Here is an 18,725-nt window from a genome sequence, read left to right as displayed (position 1 = left end):
ATCATAAAAACTCCTTTTAATTAACTGATATTTATAGATTTTTATTTTTGTTAAAATTAAATAGAGATGTTGGATGAAAAATATATTCTGTCAGCAGCATATGTTCCTGAACATATACCTAAGCTAATGAGTTTTTTGTCAGGAGGAGATCCTGCACTTTTGAATAAAAATTATCTGTATTTTAAAGGGGAAAACTGGCTTATCTTTATTGGTTATCCTTTAGACAGAAACTTTGATATTAATGAGTTTGGAAATAGTATTCAGCAAGTTTTAAAAAAATTCAAACCTGAAACTTTATGGCTTTTAACAGATGAAATTCCTGACTTTCTACAAGAAAAGTTTAAAAAGTTAGAGGATGATTACTATTATAAACTTGATATAAAAAATTTGGTTATTAATAAAAAACTGATAAAAGTTGTGGAAAAAGCTTCCGATAAACTTAAAGTTGTAGTAGAGAAGATATATACAGAGCAGCATAAAGACCTTACAAATGAATTTTTAAAAACCAGAGAGGTATCCAAAAATGTAAGGCAATTATATATTAAATTGCCAGAATATCTTAAAAAATCAGAAACCACTTTTTTATTAAGCACTTATACCAAAGAAGGACGACTTACAGCTTATTATATCATTGAAATGGAAGCTGAGCAGTTTTCAGCTTACTTGATTGGGTGTAATTCAAAAATAAATTATGTTTCATACTCTTCAGATCTCTTAATGTATGAGTTAATAAAAATCTCTCAAAAAGAAGGGAAAAAGTATATTAATTTAGGTATAGGAGTCAATGAAGGAATTAGAAGATTTAAGGAGAAATGGGGAGGTATTCCATTTTTAAAGTATAGGACATATGAATATAGTAGAGTTAATTTTTTAGATTATTTCTTAATAAATCCATAATTTTAGGGTTTCACATGCTATTTAAAAGAAAAAAACTAAAAATGATATGGGGAATTAAGGGAAAAGGTAAAACATCCTATTTAATTGGTACATCCCATATATTTTCACATAGTTTTAGAGATTTCTTAGAATACCATATTTCTAAAACTGAATCGGTAGTAATAGAAGGACCGCTTGATAAAGAAGAAATGGAAAAGGTTGTAAAAACAGGGATACAAAGTTCAGAGTCATCTCTCCATGATATTCTTGATGAACAAACTGTAGAACTTATGATTACAAAGTTTATAAATATTTCCTTAGAAAAGGTTATTCCCTCTATAAGAGAATTTTCAGAGCCTTATTTGAGAGCTTATTATAATACATCAATCAAAGATATTTTGAAAAATTATAGACACTGGATGGCTTTTTTCAGTTTGTGGTATCTCTTTTTAAATCTTATGGATTGGAAGTATTCTATGGATTTAGATGCATTTAAAATAGCTCATAAACTTAAAAAAAAGGTTTATTATCTTGAAAAAATAGATGAACAGATAGAGGCTTTAGAAAGCATTCCACTGATTAAAACTGTTAACTTCATCAAAAAAATAGATTTTTGGGAAAGTTATATAAAAAACTATGAGAAAATATATTTAAAAGGAGACCTGAATAACCTGATCAGTCATACTCAGGAATTTCCAACAAGATGTGAATCTATAATTAATAAACGTGATCCTGTTTTATATGAAAGAATGTATCCATTCTTAGAGCGAGGTGATTCCCTTATTCTTGTAGGAATTACACATATAGCCGGAATTATAGATAGAGCTATTAAAGATGGATTTCATATCATTGAATAAATAATTTTTTTAAAATTTTCAGAATAGAAGTTTTGTATGAAATTTTGTAAAAACAAAATTCGTATTGCAAAAAAGGCTTACCTGACCACTTTTTTTTGAAAAACTCTATACCTTTATTAATTCCCAAACCAAGATTTATATATAATTTCCCCTTATCTATTGATACTTTAACAATTTCATATAGCAAAAGATCAGAGACTCCTGGAACATAATATTTACGAGATGGAAAATTAAACATATAAAAAGCATAGTTATTAGCTCCATAATCTGCCACACTAAATCCTGAGAGACTACCTTTTTTATCCCTTGCATTAAATACCATCGCGGTCTTTGATGAATGCACATAATCTGGAATTTTTTTAAAAATAAATTGAGTATATTCATCAATCTCATGTATTTTTATAAATTCATCTATTAACTCAATATGTTCTTCTGTTATAACTTTATTTTGTTCGGTGTTTACTTCTTTAAGAGCTCTTTTAATACTGTTTTTTAAAGAAGAATTAAGCATAAAATTAGATAGGTCAAGCTGGTAATAAAAATCTGAGCTTTTTTGAAGGAATTTTTCTTGGGACATTAAAGAGAAAGGAACTATCACAGCAACACTTTTAGGTCTAAATTGTTCAATAATTAAATCTAAAATTTTCTGTGTCTGTTCTTTATGGTGAATTTTTCCAAGAGGGTATCCAATAAAAATTAGATGTGAATTTTTAAAGTAGAATATATATTCATCAAATAAAAAAGGCTCAGATTGAGAGATACTGACAACATAATCTGGAAGATGTTCAGGTATGTAGGCATATGTTTTAATATACTCTTTTTCTTCTAAAGAAAGCATTAAAAATCCTTTTTAAAAAATAGGGGCTCAAACGAGCCCCTTTATTACTTATTTTAATTCAACTTCTCAGAACCAAAATTTACTTTTTCTCCATTTATAAATCTTGTAACCATAAAGCCTACTGCCGAAATAATCATACATTCCTGTTTGAATTGGCATGTCTGACAATTTTGAAAATCTTCAGATGGTGAATGAAGACACTTTACAATTTCAGGAAGGTATGCAATCAGAGTAGCCATATCAATGGATATTTTGGGGCTTTCATGCATAAATCCCTCCTAACTCAGGCATTTAAGCCTGTAGGCTGGGTTATTTTTATTCCGCCCTTGAAAGCAGAGGATGTCCCAGCAGGCGGATTTCCTCTGCTTCTAAAATACCATTTTGAGAAACAAAATTTTCAAGGAACAAAAGATATAAAAATTACATTAAAAAACTTAAAGAAATCAAGATTATTGAATTCGTGTTCAATCCCTGTTTGAGATTTCAGGACTGTATAGTCAACGAATATATTTTATAATAGCAATTGTAATAAAAGTATTTCAAGCCATTGCAACCATAAATTTTTACTTATGAATTGACATGGAAGGATAAAAATAGTTATATTTCAAAAAGTTCGGGCGATTAGCTCAGGGGGAGAGCGCTTCCTTCACACGGAAGAGGTCGTGGGTTCAAATCCCTCATCGCCCATCCAGAATTGTCAAGGCTTTCCATTAAGTGACACACTCCTAAAAAACCTCCATTGATCATTATTTTTATGAATTTAAAGATAAATACTGGTTGTTTTTGATGAACAGGATAAGATGACTGTAATGATTAGTTGTTTTGCTTGTTTTTTTATGTTTGAATATTTTTCTGGCAGTTCTCATCTCAATTTCTAATATTGTAAGTAAGCTTAGTATTATAAGATTTTTTTTTAATTAAGAATACTAAAAAGTTTTTTTACAATTTTACTCATTCCTTAGTGCTATCATAGGATCAAGCCTTGCTGCTTTTTTTGCCGGGAAAAAGCCAAATACTATTCCCACAAATGCTGAAAAAAGGAAAGATATTAAATTTATTCCAACATTAAAATTAAATGGAACTTGTATAAAATTGCAAACTAAAAAAGATGCTATTAAAGCAATAAAAATTCCTAACAATCCACCTGAAGATGATAAAACTGTTGCTTCCACCAGAAATTGTATAAGAATATCTCTTTCAATTGCTCCAATTGCAAGCCTTATGCCTATTTCTCTTGTTCTTTCAGTTACAGAGACAAGCATGATATTCATTATGCCTATGCCACCTACAAGAAGACTTACAGCAGCCACAGCTCCAAGTAAAGCTGTTAGAAGTCTTGTAGTTTCGGTAAGCATTTTTGATATTTCCTTCATGTCCATAATTGTAAAGTTGTCATCTTCATTTTGAGAAAGATGTCTTCTTTCTCTCATTAGTTCTCTTATATCCTGTTGAGCTTTTTCTGTGGAGATATCCTTTTTTATTGAGACCATTATCATCGCTATATCCTGACTACCTGATATCCGTCTCTGAAAAGTTCTTAGGGGGATAATAATAATATCATCCTGATCAGTTCCCATTGCTGACTGTCCTTTTGCCTCAAGTAGCCCAATGACTTCGCAGGAGAGTTTCCCAATCCGAATTCTTTCTCCCAGTGCATTCTGCCCTCCAAAAAGTTTTATTTTAACAGTTTCTCCAATTATGCAAACTGATGTTCCACTCCTAATTTCACTATCACTGAAAAGTCTTCCCTCTTTAATGATTCTGTTTGAAACCTTGAAATAGTTGTTGTCTGTTCCTGTAACCTGCGTTGTCCAGTTTTGATTGCCATATACAGCTATTAAAGAATCATTTGTAACTGGAGTAACATTTTCAACTGATAAGATTTCATTCTTTATTGCTTGCATGTCTATTTCTTTAAACTGAATTGTTCCACCTGCTTGCCCAGGACCGAATCTTTTCCCTGGTGTTATCATTAATATATTGCTTCCCATGCTGGCAATCTGCTGTTTTACCTGTTCTGTAGCTCCATTACCAACTGTCACCATTGTTATGACAGAAGATACACCAATTACAATACCAAGCACTGTTAGGATTGACCTTAAAAGATTTCTTTTTATTTCTCGTAATGCAACATTAATCATGTTCCATAGCATTTTATTGTCTCCTGTTAATGGTCTCTGACACAATAAGTCCATCTCTGAAATTTATTATTCTCTCTGCATATGATGCTATATCTGGCTCATGAGTAATCATTATTATTGTTATACCTTGAGTTTGATTAAGCGTTGTTAACAAATTCATTATTTCCTGACTCATGGCTGTATCAAGATTTCCTGTTGGTTCGTCTGCAAGTATTGCAGAAGGATTTGTTACAAGCGCACGTGCAATTGCTACTCTCTGCTGCTGTCCACCAGAAAGTTCACCTGGAGTATGGCTTTCTCTTCCCTTCAATCCTACAATTTCTAAAGCTTTCAGCGCACGATGTTTTCTTTCTTTTGTAGAAATTCCATGATAAATCAATGGGAGTTCCACATTTTCCAGAGCTGTTGCTCGTTTCAATAAATTAAAGCTTTGGAATACAAAACCAATATAATATCTTCTTAACAAAGCGCGTTGTAAACGATTAAGTTCTCCTATCTCAACTCCATTGAAAAAGTATTTCCCTTCAGTGGGAGTGTCAAGCAAGCCTATTATGCTAAGACAGGTTGTTTTTCCTGATCCACTTGGTCCCATTATGGCAACAAATTCTCCCTCTCTTACCTTGAGGTCTATTCCTCTGAGTGCCTGAATAAGAGCGGGAGGTTTGCCATAATTTTTTTTTATTCCTGTAAGTTCTATTAAGTACTCAGAAAAATTGTTCATTATTTACCCTTAGTAACAGCCTCTACTATTACCTTCATTCCAGACTTTATATCACCGTTTATTACCTGAGTCCAGCCATTACTTGTCTCGCCTATAGTAAGAATAACAGGATAGGCTTTCCCATCTTTTAAAATCCATATTTTTTTCTCTGTCTTGGAGAAACTTTCTTGTTTCTGAGTAATAGAGCGAGGTGGTCCTGGTAATAGTTTACTAATAAATCCATTTTCGGATTTCTCTTGGTTTTCAGTATAAGGAGTAAATTTCAGAGCAGATGAAGGAATTAAGAGAGTATCTTTAATTTCCTTTACCAGAATATCGGCAGTGGCTGTCATACCGGGTCTTAATAGAAGTTCTGGATTGCTGACTTCAAGAATGGCTGTATAGGTCACTACATTTGATACAGTTTTTGATGCATATCTTACCTGAATAACTTTCCCATCAAAGGTTTGTTCTGGATATGCATCAACTTTAAAAGTTGCCCTTTGTCCCTCTTTTATTTTGCCAACATCAGCTTCATCTATATTAAGATGTAGTTCCATCTTTGTTAAATCTTCAGCAATCGTAAAGAGTTCAGGTGCTTCAAGAGTTGCTGCCACGGTCTGACCAGGCTCAACATTTCTTTTGAGTACTATCCCTCTAATTGGTGACCGTATAAAAGATTTTGATATCTCTGTTTTATACTCTTTTATTTTTGCCTGTGCTTCCATTATAGAAGCCTTTGCTGATGCAAGTTCTGCCAGAGCTCTTCTGTAAGAAGCCTCTGCTGAATCCATCTCTGTTTGAGATGGCATTTTGCCTCCACTCAATTCCTTAACCTTCTGAAGCTGTTTAAGTTTTAACAGAGCTTCATCCACTGTTGCCTGTGCCTGTAATTGCTTTGCTTTGGCAGATTCAAGGGAAGCTTCAGCCTGAGCGAGTTGTGCTTCCAGTTTTGATGTATCAATCTTTGCAAGAATCTGTCCTGCCTTTACTCTGTCATTATAAGTAACATATACTGTTTTTATAATTCCTGACAGTTCACTTCCCACAGTCACTGTTTTTTTCGCTTCAAGTGTTCCTGTAGCTGTAACCATTACTGTTAAATTCCCTTTCTTTATCTCTTCGGTTTTATATTTTATGGCGGATGAATCTCTGGAAAATAAAACTACCATTATAATCAATACAAGAATAATTATCCCTGCTATCATGAGCATGGTTTTCTTGCCTATGAAAGTTCCTCCTATTTGCTTGATTTTTTCTATGTTTAATTTTTTTTCCTTATTTGCCTCCACAGTTTCCTCCTTAATTTTCTTCTTCATTGGCAAAACTTTCCCATCCTCCCCCGAATGCTTTATAAAGTTTTATCAAATAGATAAAAATATTTCCTTTGCTTTGTTCCAGCTGATCTTGAAGATTTAAAAGAGACCTTTGTGTTTCAAGAACTGTGCTAAAATCAGTCAATCCTACTTCATATTTCTGCAATGCCAATGCAAAGCTCAACTGTGATGCTTCAACTGCTTTTTCCAGTGCCTGCTTTCTTTTTTGTTCCTCAGCATAAGCAACAAGGGCATTTTCAACTTCTTTTATAGCATTTAAAACCGTCGCTTCATAATTAAGTAAAGCCTGTTCCTGCAGTGCTGTTTGAATCTCTACATTCTGTCGTATTTCATCAGCATGAAAAATTGGAAGGCTTATCAGAAAATCACCTGTTATAATTTTAGTAGCAGCTTTTACAAGTGAATTCAGAGAAAGAGCTTCTATCCCAAATGAACCGCTCAGAGTAAATTTAGGATAAAATCCAGCTATGGCTTCATCCACTCTTGCAGACTGTGCAGCAAGCTGTCTTTCAGCTTTTCTTATGTCTGGTCTCATTTTTAAAACATCTGCAGGAATTCTTAAAGAGATTTTTTCAGAGATTAGGGGTTTTGTATGTGATTTTTTCAATTCTTCACTTATTTGTTGAGGTTGCTTTCCAAGTAAAACTGCTATTGTATTAATTTTTTCCTCTATAGCTGTTCGCAAAGAGGGAAGCTGAGCTCTTGTATTTTCCATTGAGTATTCAGCCTGTGTAACATCTATAGCATCATTAAGTCCAGCCATATATTTCCACTTTGTTAAATTGTAAGTCTCAGTTTGGGAATTTAAATTTTTTTCAGCTATCTCAATCCTATTCTGGTATGTTTTTAACTCTATATAATTTAGTGCTACTTCAGAGATTAATGAAACAATTGTCGCTTTAAAATCCCATTGAGAAGCTTCAAATTCTGCCTGATATGCTTCCAGTGATTTTCTTTTTCCTCCAAAAATATCAGCCTCCCAGCTTGCATCAATACCTGCTGAGTAAAGATGTTCTACTGTATTATCCTCTATCTTAGTCCCTCTTGTTTTACTGTAACTGGCTGAACTTTTTGCATCAATTGATGGAAATAACTTAGCTCCTGCAACTTCTCTTCTGGCTTTTGCTTCTTTTATTCTTGCCTGAGCCTGCTTAAGGTCAAGATTATTTTTTATAGCAATTTCAATGAGTTGGGATAATGTTTTGTCATTAAAAGATTCCCACCATTTAGCTAAATTTTCTGTATCATTGTTAATTTGCATATCAATCATTTTATTATTATTCCATTCATTAGAAAATGAAATCTCAGGACTAATATGGTTTTTCTCCATTGGAAAACAGCCATAAAGTAAAAGGAAAATAAAAAAATAGCAAAGGATAAAAATTATCTTGAAAGTAAAGGAATCTCTAAAAAATATCATAGATTAAAATATGACATAAAAATTTGAAACAAATTTGAAATAAATATGAATTTTACAAAATGCAGAGAGGGATTATACTGCTACCTTCCCTCTCTGCATTAGTTTATACCTCAATGTTTAGCAAATTGCTATATCCGCTTTCTCGTTGTGAATTCCATGTAGAAAATAGCTTTAACAATGTAGAACTAAAGGAGGAATCAGAGCCATTGCTACTTAACTGATTGATTAATGAATCAATCGCAGAACTAATCTGGTCACTTTCATTTACTGAAGAGTAAGCAGAGGCAGCTGAGTTCATATTATGTGGTGGCGGTGGTGGCTGAAAATTTTCTTTCATAAAATTGTTCAATTCATCTTTACTTAATACTCCATCTCCATCTGTGTCATAAAGAGAGAAGGAATCTGTATCAGTGGATTTACCCGTAATTTCAGACATCTTACTTGTAAATTCTTCAAACTCAGTTTCATCAATGCTGTCATCCCCATTGGTATCTATTTTACTGAAAATATCTTCTCTTTGTTTCATATGTGGAGGTGGTGGGACATTTTCCTTCATAAAACTCTGAAGTTCATCTTTGCTTAATGAGCCATTTTCATCTGCATCATAAGTTGAAAGAATATCCTTGATATCGAATGATTTACCCGAAATAGTTGAAATATCTTCTAAGAATGAAGAAAGTTCTGTTTCATCAACTGTGTTGTCAGAATTAGTGTCAATTTTAGAAAACAATCCATCAAAACTTTTCTGCCTTGATTGCGAATTCATAATATAGGCATAATTTCCGATACTGCTTAAATTGATTTCCATTTTGTCCCTCCTTGTTAATTTTTCTATTCAAAAATTTTTTTACCTTACTTTAAACCCTCATAATACATCACCTCCTGTTTTTTATTTATCTCTATATAGAAATATCGCCTCTGTCTGTGTAAAAAATGTGAATAAAATAAGGAAATATTTTGAAAATAAACATTTAATAATATTTTGGTTGTAAAATAAGACTATGAAGCTTTCTTTAAGACAGAAATTATTTCTTTCAATCTTTGGTGCAACGGCAATGGCTCTTTTATCAGTTTTCTTTTTTGTCTATTGGAGTATTAATTACGGTTTTTTTGAATATTTAAATCAAATTGAACAAAGCAGGCTTGAGCAATTAGGAATGAGACTTTCAACTCTATATGCTCAAAGCAAAAACTGGCAATTTCTAAAAGATAGCCCTGAAATGTTTTATCAACTTTTAGAGAATATCAACAATAACCAGCCATCTCTGCAATTTCCTCCACGTCCTCATCTTCCGTTTCCCCCTTTTGTGGTCTTAGATATGGATAAAAATCCTGTCGTTGGAGATAGTTCTGACATTAAAAATTTGAAATGCAAGCCAATTTTTTATGAACAGGAAATAATTGGTTATATAGGGATAAGATCACCAAAGCATTTTTTATCGCCACCTCAAATAGATTTTCTAAAAAAACAAAAAACCGCTTTATTGATTATAGTTGCCTCTGTATTATTATTTGTAGGAATATTTTCAATATCTATTTCTAAATATTTGATATATCCTTTAAAGGAAATGGCTAAAGCGACAAATAAGATTACTGCAGGCAATTACTCTGCAAGAGTTTCTGTATCCTCTGCTGATGAGATAGGAAAATTAGCCAAAAATTTTAATGAGATGGCTCTGGCACTTGAAAAGAATGAAAAGGCGAGAAGACAATGGATAGCTGATATTTCTCATGAAATAAGAACTCCTGTAACCATTCTAAGAGGAGAAGTGGAAGCTATAATAGACGGTATCAGACCCCTTAATCTTGAAACTATTAACTCAATCCATAACGAAATTTTAAGACTTAACAGACTTGTAGAAGACCTTTATCAACTTGCCATTTCAGATATTGGAACATTAAATTACCATAAAGAAAAGATTGATTTGAAAAATTTACTTATAAAGTCTGTGCAAACTTATTTCCAAGAGTTCAACAAAAAGAATATTAAAATAAGAATAGAGGTAGCGCAAGAGCCTGTCAATATATATGCTGATAAAGAAAGAATGCAACAACTTTTATCCAATTTATTTGATAACTCTTTAAAATATACAAATTCTGGAGGGCAATTGATAATCCGTCTAGTTTCAGATAAAAAACAAACAACTATTGAATTTGAGGATTCTGAACCAGGAATACGTGAAGAAGAATTGAATAAAATTTTTGAAAGATTTTATAGAGTAGAAACCTCCCGCAGTAGAAAAACAGGGGGTTCTGGACTTGGTCTTGCTATCTGTAAAAATATTGTTGAGGCACATGGTGGAACAATTTCAGCTTTTCCTTCCTCTATAGGTGGAGTTTTAATAAAAATAATACTGCCTCAGAATGAACTATGAAAAAGAAAATCTTAGTTGTAGAAGATGAGCCTAAGCTTGCAAATCTTTTAATAGACTATTTAAAAGCCTCAGGATTTGAAGCTTTTTGGCTTGATGATGGTGCAAGAGTTATACAATGGACAAAGGAAAACTGCCCTGATCTGATTATTCTTGATGTCATGCTTCCTAACAAAGACGGATTTGAAATATGCAGGGAAATACGTTCATTTTCTACTATCCCTATTATTATGGTAACAGCAAGAATTGAGGAAGTGGATAGAATTGTTGGTCTTGAATTAGGTGCTGATGATTATATATGTAAGCCTTTCAGTCCGAGAGAATTAATTGCAAGAGTAAAAGCTATATTCCGCCGTATGAATTTTAAAGATGACAAAGCAATCAGCTTTCCTTCAGGGTTTTACCTTGATGAGAATAGTTTAAAAGCCTTTCTTAATGGTCAAGAACTTCATCTTACAACTGTTGAATTTAGGCTCTTAAAAATTCTTATTTCTAATCCTGGTAGAGTTTTTACTCGCAGTCAACTTATGGATATAATGTACCCCGATAACAGAATTGTAAGTGACAGAACAATTGATAGTCATATAAAAAAGTTACGGAAAAAAATTAAAGAAATAAGTCCTGAAAAAGAAGTGATATATTCTGTATACGGTGCAGGCTATAAATTTGAACTTTTTCAATAATATATAAGACTGCTCAAATAATTTCTTGTAAATTAATAAACTACAAGTCTGATATTTTTCATTTATCTTTATCTGTTATTTCTTGTCTTCCTTTTCTATCATTCAGAACGGAGCGATAAATCCCCTCCGCCTCAGAATATTGTAAGCTGTAAGTATTATTTAAAGTGAGAAAAAAAGATGTAGTAATATGGTAATTCAGGACTTTTTGAAAAATTAAAGATGTTATCTTACAAATTTTCAAGTTTCCATAGTTTTTACCATAAAGCCGGGGCATGAACTACATAGCATTTTAGAGGTTTTTTTGCTTTTAATCCATGAAGTTCTTTGCTTGCGATGGCTATAATATCATCTTTTTTTACTGTTTGCCAGCTGTCTGCCATATACATTTCTCCTTCACCTTCAATTATAAATATGCTGTCAACTTCTTTTTCATGAGTATGTAAAGGGATTTCAACTCCTGAGTCAAGCTCAAGAATTATAATACTTAATTCAGGATGTTTTTCTTTTGTAATAACATAACCAACCTTAACTCCTTCAAATTTAGGATGTGGTTTCATCTGAACTTCGTTTAAATTGATTTTTAATGCCATTTTTGCCCTCCTTTTTTATTCAAGTATCATTAAAGCTACATTTTCAATATGATATGTCTGGGGAAACATATCAACAGGTTGAATTTCTTTGAGTTTATATCCCATTTCCTTTAGATATTTTAAGTCTCTTGCAAGTGTTGAAGGCTCACAGGAAACATAAATTACTTTTTTAATCTTTTTTTCTGCTATTGCCTGCAAAACTTCTTTCATACAGCCTACTCTTGGTGGGTCAATGACTATTGCATCACCATTTATTTTTGATTCAAAAAGTGCTTCTTCTGTTTTTTTGCATAAATAGGTGATGTTATCAAAATTTTTTATATTTATCTGCGCATCTTTGTATGCAGAGCGGCTTTCTTCAATTGCAATTACCTTTTCTGCTTTTTGAGCTAAAAATACTGTAAATGTTCCTACTCCTGCATAGGCATCTATAACTGTTTTATCTTCTTGTGTTATGTAGTTTAAGACAGTTTGAATTAGTTTTTCTGCCTGATAAGTATTAACCTGAAAAAATGAAGGTGCAGATATTATAAAATCTTTTCCAAGAAGTCTTTCATAATAAAATTTTTGACCTGTTTCTATTTCTACTGTATCCATTTCTGGTTGAATTAGCCATGTGCCTGTATTTATCCCGTATCTTATTGTTATGTTGTGGCTTTTTCTTTTTGGCTTTTTGCCTTGAAGAAGTGAAAGCATTTTATTTATCTTATCATGCATTATGTGACAGCATTCTACATGAAGAAATTTATGAGTACCTCTGATTTTAAATCCTAAAAGATTTTGTCTGTTTATTGAAAAATCTGCTCTGTTACGATAGTTATAAGGGCTTTCAGCTTTTAAGGTAAGATTTGTGAAGTCTTCAGGATTTTCAAAACCTCCAATTCTTTTTAGTTGCTCCATAACAACTATTTCTTTGAGCTTTATTTGATAACTATATGCAACATGTTGAAAGCTGCATCCACCACAAATACCAAATAATTTACAAGAGGGATTTTCTCTAAAAAAGGAAGGCTCAATAATATCTAATATTTCTGCTCTGCAGTAATCTTTTTCGTCTTTTATTATTTTTGCTTTAACCGTTTCACCAGGGATAGCATATGGCACAAAGACTACTTTACCATTATGTTTCCCAATAGCCTCACCAAGATGGGCAATTCCTGTAAGGGTAATTTCAATTTCACTCATAGAAGTTCCTCAAAACAAGGAATGCATAGTATTTTACCTTTTAGTAAACGTGCTTTTACTTCTGCTACTTTTTCTCCGCAGTTTTCACATTTGAGACTTTTAAATATTCTTGCTTCTTTTGGTGGTATTATTTGGGGATAGGTTATCTTTAAAATTTCATCTTTTTTAGCTTTTAATATCTGGTTTATTTTTTGAGCCTTTCTTTTTTCTATAAATTCAACAATCTCTCGTGATCTATCTCCTTGCATAAATCTTTGCCACAGTGTTTTTTCTTTCTCAGATTCTTTAAACTCAAAGTCAACTGAAAGTCTTACTACTTTATTGTCTTTTCTATTAAAAAATGTGTATACCTGTTTACCATAATCCCTGAATATCAAATTTCCCTTGCCAAAGGTGCATCCTGTGATCACCTGAATAGCATCTACAGCACATGAGTCATTTTCAACAATACATACAAGTTCTTCATCATGAGCTCTTTCATTCAATCCGAGTTCTTCAATCGCTGTTACTGCAACTTTATAACCAAGTGCAAGACCAGGACAACTATGACCATGAAACTTTATGACATCTTCAAAACTAAATTTCATCTTTCCCTCCAACAAAATTTGTAATTATTACTTTGTATCCTTCCTGTCCCATTGATTTAGCTAAATTGAAGGCTTCGTCATAGTTTGTAAACTTTCCAACTCTAACTCTGTAAAAAATCTCTCCTTTTATATTTGATTTATTTATGTAAACATTCTGATATTTAAAACTTAAAGCTTGTTTTAATCGTAATGCATTGTCAATTTCTTTAAAAGCACCTACCTGTATTGTTAATGCTCCAGATAGAGGAGTATATCTTACATATTTTACATAATTCATATCCCTTCCAACTGGTTCCATTAAAACCTCTGCTGTTCCTGGACCTATTAAATCAATCTTTTTTGCTGAGGCATATGATAAATCAAGGTCTCTTCCAGAGACAAATGGTCCTCTGTCATTTACTGTGCATGTAACATTCTTACCATTTTGAAGATTCACAACTTTTAGTTTGGTTCCAAAAGGATATTCTCTGTGAGCACAGGTATAATCATACATGTTGTAAATTTCTCCTGAGGCTGTTGGTCTTCCATGAAAATCGGGTCCATACCATGAAGCAACACCTTTCCGTGCTTCTGTCGGAGCATATTCAACTGAAGGAGGTTTTTTTACAGGAGCACAGGAAATTATCAGCAACATACATAAGCTAATTATCTTAAGCCTTACACCTTTAGCCTCAAGTCTAAAGAATGTATCTGCTAAGGTCTTCACTTTTTATTATTTCGCTCAATTTTTCTCTTACAAACTTAGCATCAATTGTTATTTTCTGCCCCTTTAACTCTGAAGCATTAAATGAGATGTCTTCAAGAAGTTTTTCCATTACTGTGTGTAGCCTTCTTGCACCAATGTTTTCTGTTTTTTCATTTACCTGTTGAGATATATCCGCAATCTCTTCTATTCCATCCTGTGTGAACTCAAGATAAACATCTTCTGTTGCTAAAAGAGCAATATACTGCTTTATGAGTGCATTGTCAGGTTCTGTAAGAATTCTTACAAATTCTTCCTTGCCAAGAGAATTAAGTTCAACTCTAATAGGAAATCTACCCTGAAGCTCAGGTATCAAATCAGAAGGTTTTGCCACATGGAAAGCTCCTGCAGCAATAAAAAGAATATGGTCTGTTTTTACAGGACCATACTTTGTTGTAACAGTTGAACCCTCTACAATTGGAAGTAAGTCTCTTTGAACTCCTTCACGAGATACATCAGGTCCGTAGGAACTACCACGAGATGCAATTTTATCAATCTCATCTATGAAAACAATTCCTGTTTGCTCTACTCTCTCAATGGCTTCTTTTGTTACCTTTTCCATATCAATCAATTTATTTGCTTCTTCTTGTGTAAATAACTGAATAGCCTCTGGAATTTTTACTTTTTTTCTTTTTACTTTTTCTGGCAAAAAACTTCCAAGCATTTCTTTAAGATTTATCTCTATTTCTTCCATTGCTACATTAGAGATAATGCCAAAAGGCACAACTTTTTCCTTTAAATCAATCTCAATGTATCTTTCATCAAGTATGCCTTCTCTGAGTTGTTTTCTGAGTTTCTCTCTTGTTTCTTTATATCGTGTTCTTTCCTCTGCTTCATTCATATCCCTTGTATATCTTGGTTGAGGTAGAAGTATGTCAAGAACTCTTTCTTCAGCAAGCTGTCTTGCCTTTTCCTGAACTCTTTCAGTATGTTCCTGTTTAACCATATTCATTGCAACTTCTGTAAGGTCTCTTATTATGGATTCTACATCCCTGCCCACATATCCCACTTCTGTAAATTTTGATGCTTCAACCTTGACAAAAGGTGCATTTACAAGTCTTGCAAGCCTTCTTGCGATTTCTGTTTTTCCAACTCCTGTCGGACCTATCATTAATATATTCTTGGGAAGTATCTCATCTCTTAGTTCCTTTGGAAGAAGTTGTCTACGAAATCTGTTTCTTAAAGCTATTGCAACAGCTTTTTTAGCACTTTCTTGACCTATGATGAATTTATCAAGTTCTTCAACAATTTTCTTGGGAGTAAGATTTTCCATCAGCTTAATTCCTCCGTAATTATTATGTTATTTGTGTAGATACATATTTTTGATGCTATTTCCATTGCTTTTATAGCGATTTCTTTTGCTGGAAGTTCAGTATTATCATATAATGCTTTTGCTGCTGCAAAGGCAAAAGGTCCTCCTGAACCTATTGCAGCAACCTGGTCTTCAGGTTCAATAACATCACCATTTCCAGAAATAATTAAAATATGTTCTTTATCTGCAACAATCAGCAATGCTTCAAGTCTTCTTAAAATTTTGTCAGTTCTCCAGTCTTTGGCAAGTTCAACAGCAGCTCTTAATAGATTCCCTTTGTAAGTTTCAAGTTTTCCTTCAAATCTTTCAAAAAGTGTAAAAGCATCTGCTGTAGAACCAGCAAAACCTGTAAGCACTTGACCATTATAAAGTTTTCTTATTTTTTTTGCGTTATGTTTAAGAACTGTATTTCCCATTGTAACCTGCCCATCAGAGGCTATTATCACTGAATCATTTCTTTTTACGCATAAAACAGTTGTACCATGAAAATCCATTATTCATCCTCCTTTGAAAGTGGGTGAGATTTATCATAAACTTCTATTAAATGTTTTAAATCAACATGTGTGTAAATTTGAGTTGTTGAAAGAGATGCATGTCCGAGCAGTTCCTGAATAACTCTCAAATCAGCTCCTTCCATAAGAAGATGACTTGCAAAGGTGTGTCTGAGAGTGTGAGGGCCTATTTTCTCAAGAACTCCTATAAATTTTGCATATTTTTCAACAATCCTTCTTACCTGTCTATCAGAAATTCTCTGACCTCTATTATTTATAAACAGAGGAGTTTCATCTAAGGAAAGCTTTTTTTTAATCCTGAGTATTTGCCTTATGGCAAGATATTTCTTTAAAGCTTCCTTTGCTTTTTGCCCTACTGGAACAATTCTTTCTTTTTTACCCTTTCCTCTTACTTTTATTAGTCCTTCCTTTAAATCTAAATCTTCAAGATTTAATCCGCAAAGTTCACTTACTCTAATACCACTGCTATAAAAAAGTTCAAGAATTGCTTTGTCTCTTTGAACAGTAAATTTATCTTCAGAAGGTGCTTCCACAAGTTTAAAAGCATCATCAACAGTAAGAAATTTGGGTAGGGCTCTTTTTATCTTCACAGAAGACACTACTCTTGCAGGATTGATTTTTATAAATCCTTCTGAATAAAGATAGGAAAAAAAAGACCTTAAAGTGGAAAGTTTTCTCGCTACTGTTGTTTTTGATTTGCCTTTTAGGATTTGCTCTGAAATAAACCCTCTGATAACTATAGGCTCAACTTTTTCAGGCTCAACTTTAGCAAAATTGAAAAACTCTTCCAGATCATTTTTATATGCTCTAAGAGTATGAGAAGAATCCCCTTTCTGGAGCTTTATGTGATTTAAAAAATTGGTTATATAAAATTGAGTATTTGTCATGCTCAAAAAATATTGTAAAATCAATAGCTAAATTTAATCAACAAGAGAAATTTATTTTGAAATTACAAAGGTTCTTTAATCACTAACTGTAATTCCGAGAGGAGATTAAAACCCCTTGTAATCTGTCCCGAAAGGGTTTTTCCGAGGGCATTGCTCCTTTTCAGCCTTTCGCTGTCATTCTGAGCACCCTCAATGGGTGCGAGGAATCTCTACTACTATTCCATTCCGGAAAGTGGAGATTCCTCGCAGACCCTTCGCCTACGGCTCAGGGCTCGCTTCGCTCGGTTCGGAATGACAGTTTTGCTGCCACCCTAAGCAAAGCCGATGAGTCTTCTTCTCAGAACGGTGGAAATTCTTTGCAGACCTTTCACTTCTCCTTCGTTTATACTCTGGACAGAGTTTGGGAGCATTTTCTTTAATTTTAGCTTCCAAATTCATATAAAAAATCTATCATTATCGTAACTTGACTCCATTTTATAACACTTTGATTTGACTAAAAATAAATCAAAGTGCTTGACATAAAGGCATTTATTAGTTTATAAAATTTTGTTTTAGCATTTTTTCAGATAAAAAACAAGGAGTTGCTAATGGGGAAAATAAAGCTTGCTATTGTTGGTATAGGAAATTGTGCAAGTGCTCTCATCCAGGGAATTGAGTATTATAAAAAGCATAATTCACCAGAACAGGTTCCTGGTTTAATGCATTTTAATCTTGGAGGATATCTACCAGGAGATATAGAAATCGTAGCTGCCTTTGATATAGACAAAAGAAAAGTAAATAAACCTTTAAAAGAAGCTGTCTTTGCTAAACCTAACTGCACAAAAGTATTTTTTTCAGAACTGCCAGATTATTCTGTCAGAGTGTCAATGGGTCCTGTACTTGATGGAGTTGCAGAACATATGAGGGATTACCCTGATGATAAGAGGTTTATCCCATCCGATGCCAAACCTGTAGATGTAGTAGATATCCTAAAAAAATCAGGTGCAGAAATAATGATTAGCTATCTTCCTGTTGGCTCAGAAGAGGCAACTCGCTTTTATGCTCAGGCTGCCCTTGATGCAGGAGTTGCATTTATTAACTGTATTCCTGTCTTTATAGCATCAAATGATGAATGGATAAAGAAATTTGAAGAAAAAAATATTCCAATAATAGGAGATGATATAAAAAGCCAAATTGGTGCCACAATTGTTCATAGAGTTCTTACAAAACTTTGTATGGATAGAGGGGTAAGGATAACAAATACTTATCAGCTTAATGTAGGTGGAAATACTGATTTTCTCAATATGCTAAATCGTAGCAGACTTGCTTCAAAAAAGATTTCTAAAACAGAAGCAGTAACAAGTCAAATTTCTCATGATATTACTGCTGATCATATTCATATAGGTCCTTCTGATTATATTCCATGGATGAATGATAACAAAGTATGCTTTTTAAGAATAGAGGGTGAAATTTTTGGAAACATTCCAATTAATCTTGAACTCAGACTTTCTGTAGAGGATTCTCCTAATAGCGCAGGTGTTGTTATTGATGCTATAAGATGCTGTAAATTAGCTCTTGATAGAGGTATAGGTGGATTACTTATATCACCTTCAGCCTATTTTATGAAGCATCCAAGAGTTCAGTATCCAGATGAAGTGGCAAGAAATATGGTGGAGGAGTTTATAGAAGGCAAGAGGGAAAGATAAC

At 33.0% G+C, this 18,725-nt stretch carries 19 protein-coding genes and 1 tRNA gene; 6 read left to right on the top strand and 14 right to left on the bottom strand.

The window, feature by feature from the left end:
* Positions 1–66: 66 nt before the first annotated feature.
* Both THEYE_RS06980 and THEYE_RS06975 read left to right on the top strand, forming a co-directional pair.
* Positions 67–897: a hypothetical protein gene (locus tag THEYE_RS06980; RefSeq protein WP_164924855.1), complete on the top strand. Its 831-nt coding sequence runs from the start codon at positions 67–69 to the stop codon at positions 895–897.
* A gap of 14 nt (positions 898–911) precedes the next feature.
* Complete coding sequence (locus tag THEYE_RS06975) at positions 912–1,733, top strand: TraB/GumN family protein (RefSeq protein ID WP_012545953.1); 822 nt, start codon at positions 912–914, stop codon at positions 1,731–1,733.
* Here the strand turns inward: THEYE_RS06975 and THEYE_RS06970 are convergent.
* A complete protein-coding gene (locus THEYE_RS06970) occupies positions 1,723–2,571 on the bottom strand; it encodes a hypothetical protein (protein WP_012545016.1) in 849 nt (282 codons plus the stop codon). The genes THEYE_RS06975 and THEYE_RS06970 overlap by 11 nt on opposite strands.
* A 53-nt stretch (positions 2,572–2,624) precedes the next feature.
* Positions 2,625–2,840, bottom strand: coding sequence for a hypothetical protein (locus tag THEYE_RS06965; RefSeq protein ID WP_012545837.1), 216 nt, complete (start codon positions 2,838–2,840; stop codon positions 2,625–2,627).
* Between the two features lie 346 nt (positions 2,841–3,186).
* On the opposite strand from THEYE_RS06965, the gene THEYE_RS06960 reads away from it, so the two are divergent.
* Positions 3,187–3,258, top strand: a tRNA-Val gene (locus tag THEYE_RS06960).
* 260 nt (positions 3,259–3,518) lie between these two features.
* Here the strand turns inward: THEYE_RS06960 and THEYE_RS06955 are convergent.
* From THEYE_RS06955 to xopAW, 5 genes are all read right to left on the bottom strand, one after another.
* Positions 3,519–4,724: an ABC transporter permease gene (locus tag THEYE_RS06955; RefSeq protein WP_012545925.1), complete on the bottom strand. Its 1,206-nt coding sequence runs from the start codon at positions 4,722–4,724 to the stop codon at positions 3,519–3,521.
* A gap of 1 nt (position 4,725) precedes the next feature.
* Complete coding sequence (locus tag THEYE_RS06950; protein WP_012546252.1) at positions 4,726–5,433, bottom strand: ABC transporter ATP-binding protein; 708 nt, start codon at positions 5,431–5,433, stop codon at positions 4,726–4,728.
* Entirely contained in the window at positions 5,433–6,731 is a 1,299-nt protein-coding gene (locus THEYE_RS06945) for an efflux RND transporter periplasmic adaptor subunit (RefSeq protein WP_164924854.1), read from the bottom strand. The genes THEYE_RS06950 and THEYE_RS06945 overlap by 1 nt, the downstream gene beginning before the upstream one ends.
* Positions 6,715–8,169 carry an efflux transporter outer membrane subunit gene (locus tag THEYE_RS06940; RefSeq protein WP_277915628.1) on the bottom strand — a complete coding sequence of 485 codons (1,455 nt, stop codon included), beginning with the start codon at positions 8,167–8,169 and terminating at the stop codon, positions 6,715–6,717. Before THEYE_RS06940 ends, THEYE_RS06945 begins: the two co-directional genes overlap by 17 nt.
* Positions 8,170–8,272: 103 nt before the next feature.
* The gene (gene xopAW / locus THEYE_RS06935) at positions 8,273–8,977 is read right to left on the bottom strand and encodes an EF-hand domain-containing protein (RefSeq protein ID WP_012546423.1); all 705 of its coding nucleotides are present in this window, start codon (positions 8,975–8,977) and stop codon (positions 8,273–8,275) included.
* Between the two features lie 193 nt (positions 8,978–9,170).
* On the opposite strand from xopAW, the gene THEYE_RS06930 reads away from it, so the two are divergent.
* Both THEYE_RS06930 and THEYE_RS06925 read left to right on the top strand, forming a co-directional pair.
* The gene (locus tag THEYE_RS06930; RefSeq protein ID WP_012545118.1) at positions 9,171–10,544 is read left to right on the top strand and encodes an ATP-binding protein; all 1,374 of its coding nucleotides are present in this window, start codon (positions 9,171–9,173) and stop codon (positions 10,542–10,544) included.
* A complete protein-coding gene (locus THEYE_RS06925; protein ID WP_012546865.1) occupies positions 10,541–11,224 on the top strand; it encodes a response regulator in 684 nt (227 codons plus the stop codon). The genes THEYE_RS06930 and THEYE_RS06925 overlap by 4 nt, the downstream gene beginning before the upstream one ends.
* A gap of 254 nt (positions 11,225–11,478) precedes the next feature.
* Here the strand turns inward: THEYE_RS06925 and THEYE_RS06920 are convergent, their stop codons facing one another.
* Genes THEYE_RS06920 through xerC form a run of 7 tightly spaced genes read right to left on the bottom strand, consistent with a single transcriptional unit; the run spans position 11,479 to position 17,039 of the window.
* Positions 11,479–11,814 carry a cupin domain-containing protein gene (locus THEYE_RS06920; RefSeq protein ID WP_012545383.1) on the bottom strand — a complete coding sequence of 112 codons (336 nt, stop codon included), beginning with the start codon at positions 11,812–11,814 and terminating at the stop codon, positions 11,479–11,481.
* A 15-nt stretch (positions 11,815–11,829) separates the two neighbouring features.
* Positions 11,830–12,999 (bottom strand): 23S rRNA (uracil(1939)-C(5))-methyltransferase RlmD, encoded by a 1,170-nt coding sequence (gene rlmD, locus THEYE_RS06915; RefSeq protein ID WP_012546143.1) that lies wholly within the window; start codon positions 12,997–12,999, stop codon positions 11,830–11,832.
* Positions 12,996–13,586: an FmdE family protein gene (locus tag THEYE_RS06910; protein WP_012545142.1), complete on the bottom strand. Its 591-nt coding sequence runs from the start codon at positions 13,584–13,586 to the stop codon at positions 12,996–12,998. The genes rlmD and THEYE_RS06910 overlap by 4 nt, the downstream gene beginning before the upstream one ends.
* Positions 13,576–14,292, bottom strand: coding sequence for a septal ring lytic transglycosylase RlpA family protein (locus THEYE_RS06905; RefSeq protein WP_164924852.1), 717 nt, complete (start codon positions 14,290–14,292; stop codon positions 13,576–13,578). The genes THEYE_RS06910 and THEYE_RS06905 overlap by 11 nt, the downstream gene beginning before the upstream one ends.
* On the bottom strand, positions 14,264–15,601 hold the full coding sequence (hslU, locus tag THEYE_RS06900; RefSeq protein WP_012546464.1) for an ATP-dependent protease ATPase subunit HslU: 1,338 nt from the start codon (positions 15,599–15,601) through the stop codon (positions 14,264–14,266). The genes THEYE_RS06905 and hslU overlap by 29 nt, the downstream gene beginning before the upstream one ends.
* Positions 15,601–16,134, bottom strand: a complete 534-nt coding sequence (gene hslV / locus THEYE_RS06895; protein WP_012546241.1) for an ATP-dependent protease subunit HslV — start codon at positions 16,132–16,134, stop codon at positions 15,601–15,603. Before hslV ends, hslU begins: the two co-directional genes overlap by 1 nt.
* Positions 16,134–17,039 carry a tyrosine recombinase XerC gene (gene xerC, locus THEYE_RS06890; protein ID WP_012545085.1) on the bottom strand — a complete coding sequence of 302 codons (906 nt, stop codon included), beginning with the start codon at positions 17,037–17,039 and terminating at the stop codon, positions 16,134–16,136. Before xerC ends, hslV begins: the two co-directional genes overlap by 1 nt.
* Positions 17,040–17,626: 587 nt before the next feature.
* On the opposite strand from xerC, the gene THEYE_RS06885 reads away from it, so the two are divergent.
* Positions 17,627–18,724 (top strand): inositol-3-phosphate synthase, encoded by a 1,098-nt coding sequence (locus THEYE_RS06885; RefSeq protein ID WP_012545936.1) that lies wholly within the window; start codon positions 17,627–17,629, stop codon positions 18,722–18,724.
* Position 18,725: the final 1 nt, after the last annotated feature.

The organism is Thermodesulfovibrio yellowstonii DSM 11347 (genome assembly GCF_000020985.1).
Lineage (GTDB): Bacteria > Nitrospirota > Thermodesulfovibrionia > Thermodesulfovibrionales > Thermodesulfovibrionaceae > Thermodesulfovibrio > Thermodesulfovibrio yellowstonii.
Note: the sequence above shows the minus strand (reverse complement) of the source record. Positions and strands in the feature narration are given on the sequence as shown.

What these genes read in the sequence shown, in the direction of transcription:
- THEYE_RS06925 (WP_012546865.1), top strand. Translation starts at nt 10,541, where the DNA reads ATGAAAAAGAAAATCTTAGTTGTAGAAGATGAGCCTAAGCTTGCAAAT.
- hslU (WP_012546464.1), bottom strand. Translation starts at nt 15,601, where the DNA reads ATGGAAAATCTTACTCCCAAGAAAATTGTTGAAGAACTTGATAAATTC.
- THEYE_RS06975 (WP_012545953.1), top strand. Translation starts at nt 912, where the DNA reads ATGCTATTTAAAAGAAAAAAACTAAAAATGATATGGGGAATTAAGGGA.
- THEYE_RS06885 (WP_012545936.1), top strand. Translation starts at nt 17,627, where the DNA reads ATGGGGAAAATAAAGCTTGCTATTGTTGGTATAGGAAATTGTGCAAGT.
- hslV (WP_012546241.1), bottom strand. Translation starts at nt 16,134, where the DNA reads ATGGATTTTCATGGTACAACTGTTTTATGCGTAAAAAGAAATGATTCA.
- THEYE_RS06950 (WP_012546252.1), bottom strand. Translation starts at nt 5,433, where the DNA reads ATGAACAATTTTTCTGAGTACTTAATAGAACTTACAGGAATAAAAAAA.
- THEYE_RS06930 (WP_012545118.1), top strand. Translation starts at nt 9,171, where the DNA reads ATGAAGCTTTCTTTAAGACAGAAATTATTTCTTTCAATCTTTGGTGCA.
- xopAW (WP_012546423.1), bottom strand. Translation starts at nt 8,977, where the DNA reads ATGGAAATCAATTTAAGCAGTATCGGAAATTATGCCTATATTATGAAT.
- THEYE_RS06945 (WP_164924854.1), bottom strand. Translation starts at nt 6,731, where the DNA reads ATGAAGAAGAAAATTAAGGAGGAAACTGTGGAGGCAAATAAGGAAAAA.
- THEYE_RS06970 (WP_012545016.1), bottom strand. Translation starts at nt 2,571, where the DNA reads ATGCTTTCTTTAGAAGAAAAAGAGTATATTAAAACATATGCCTACATA.
- rlmD (WP_012546143.1), bottom strand. Translation starts at nt 12,999, where the DNA reads ATGAGTGAAATTGAAATTACCCTTACAGGAATTGCCCATCTTGGTGAG.
- THEYE_RS06980 (WP_164924855.1), top strand. Translation starts at nt 67, where the DNA reads ATGTTGGATGAAAAATATATTCTGTCAGCAGCATATGTTCCTGAACAT.
- THEYE_RS06910 (WP_012545142.1), bottom strand. Translation starts at nt 13,586, where the DNA reads ATGAAATTTAGTTTTGAAGATGTCATAAAGTTTCATGGTCATAGTTGT.
- THEYE_RS06920 (WP_012545383.1), bottom strand. Translation starts at nt 11,814, where the DNA reads ATGGCATTAAAAATCAATTTAAACGAAGTTCAGATGAAACCACATCCT.
- xerC (WP_012545085.1), bottom strand. Translation starts at nt 17,039, where the DNA reads ATGACAAATACTCAATTTTATATAACCAATTTTTTAAATCACATAAAG.
- THEYE_RS06940 (WP_277915628.1), bottom strand. Translation starts at nt 8,169, where the DNA reads ATGATATTTTTTAGAGATTCCTTTACTTTCAAGATAATTTTTATCCTT.
- THEYE_RS06955 (WP_012545925.1), bottom strand. Translation starts at nt 4,724, where the DNA reads ATGCTATGGAACATGATTAATGTTGCATTACGAGAAATAAAAAGAAAT.
- THEYE_RS06965 (WP_012545837.1), bottom strand. Translation starts at nt 2,840, where the DNA reads ATGCATGAAAGCCCCAAAATATCCATTGATATGGCTACTCTGATTGCA.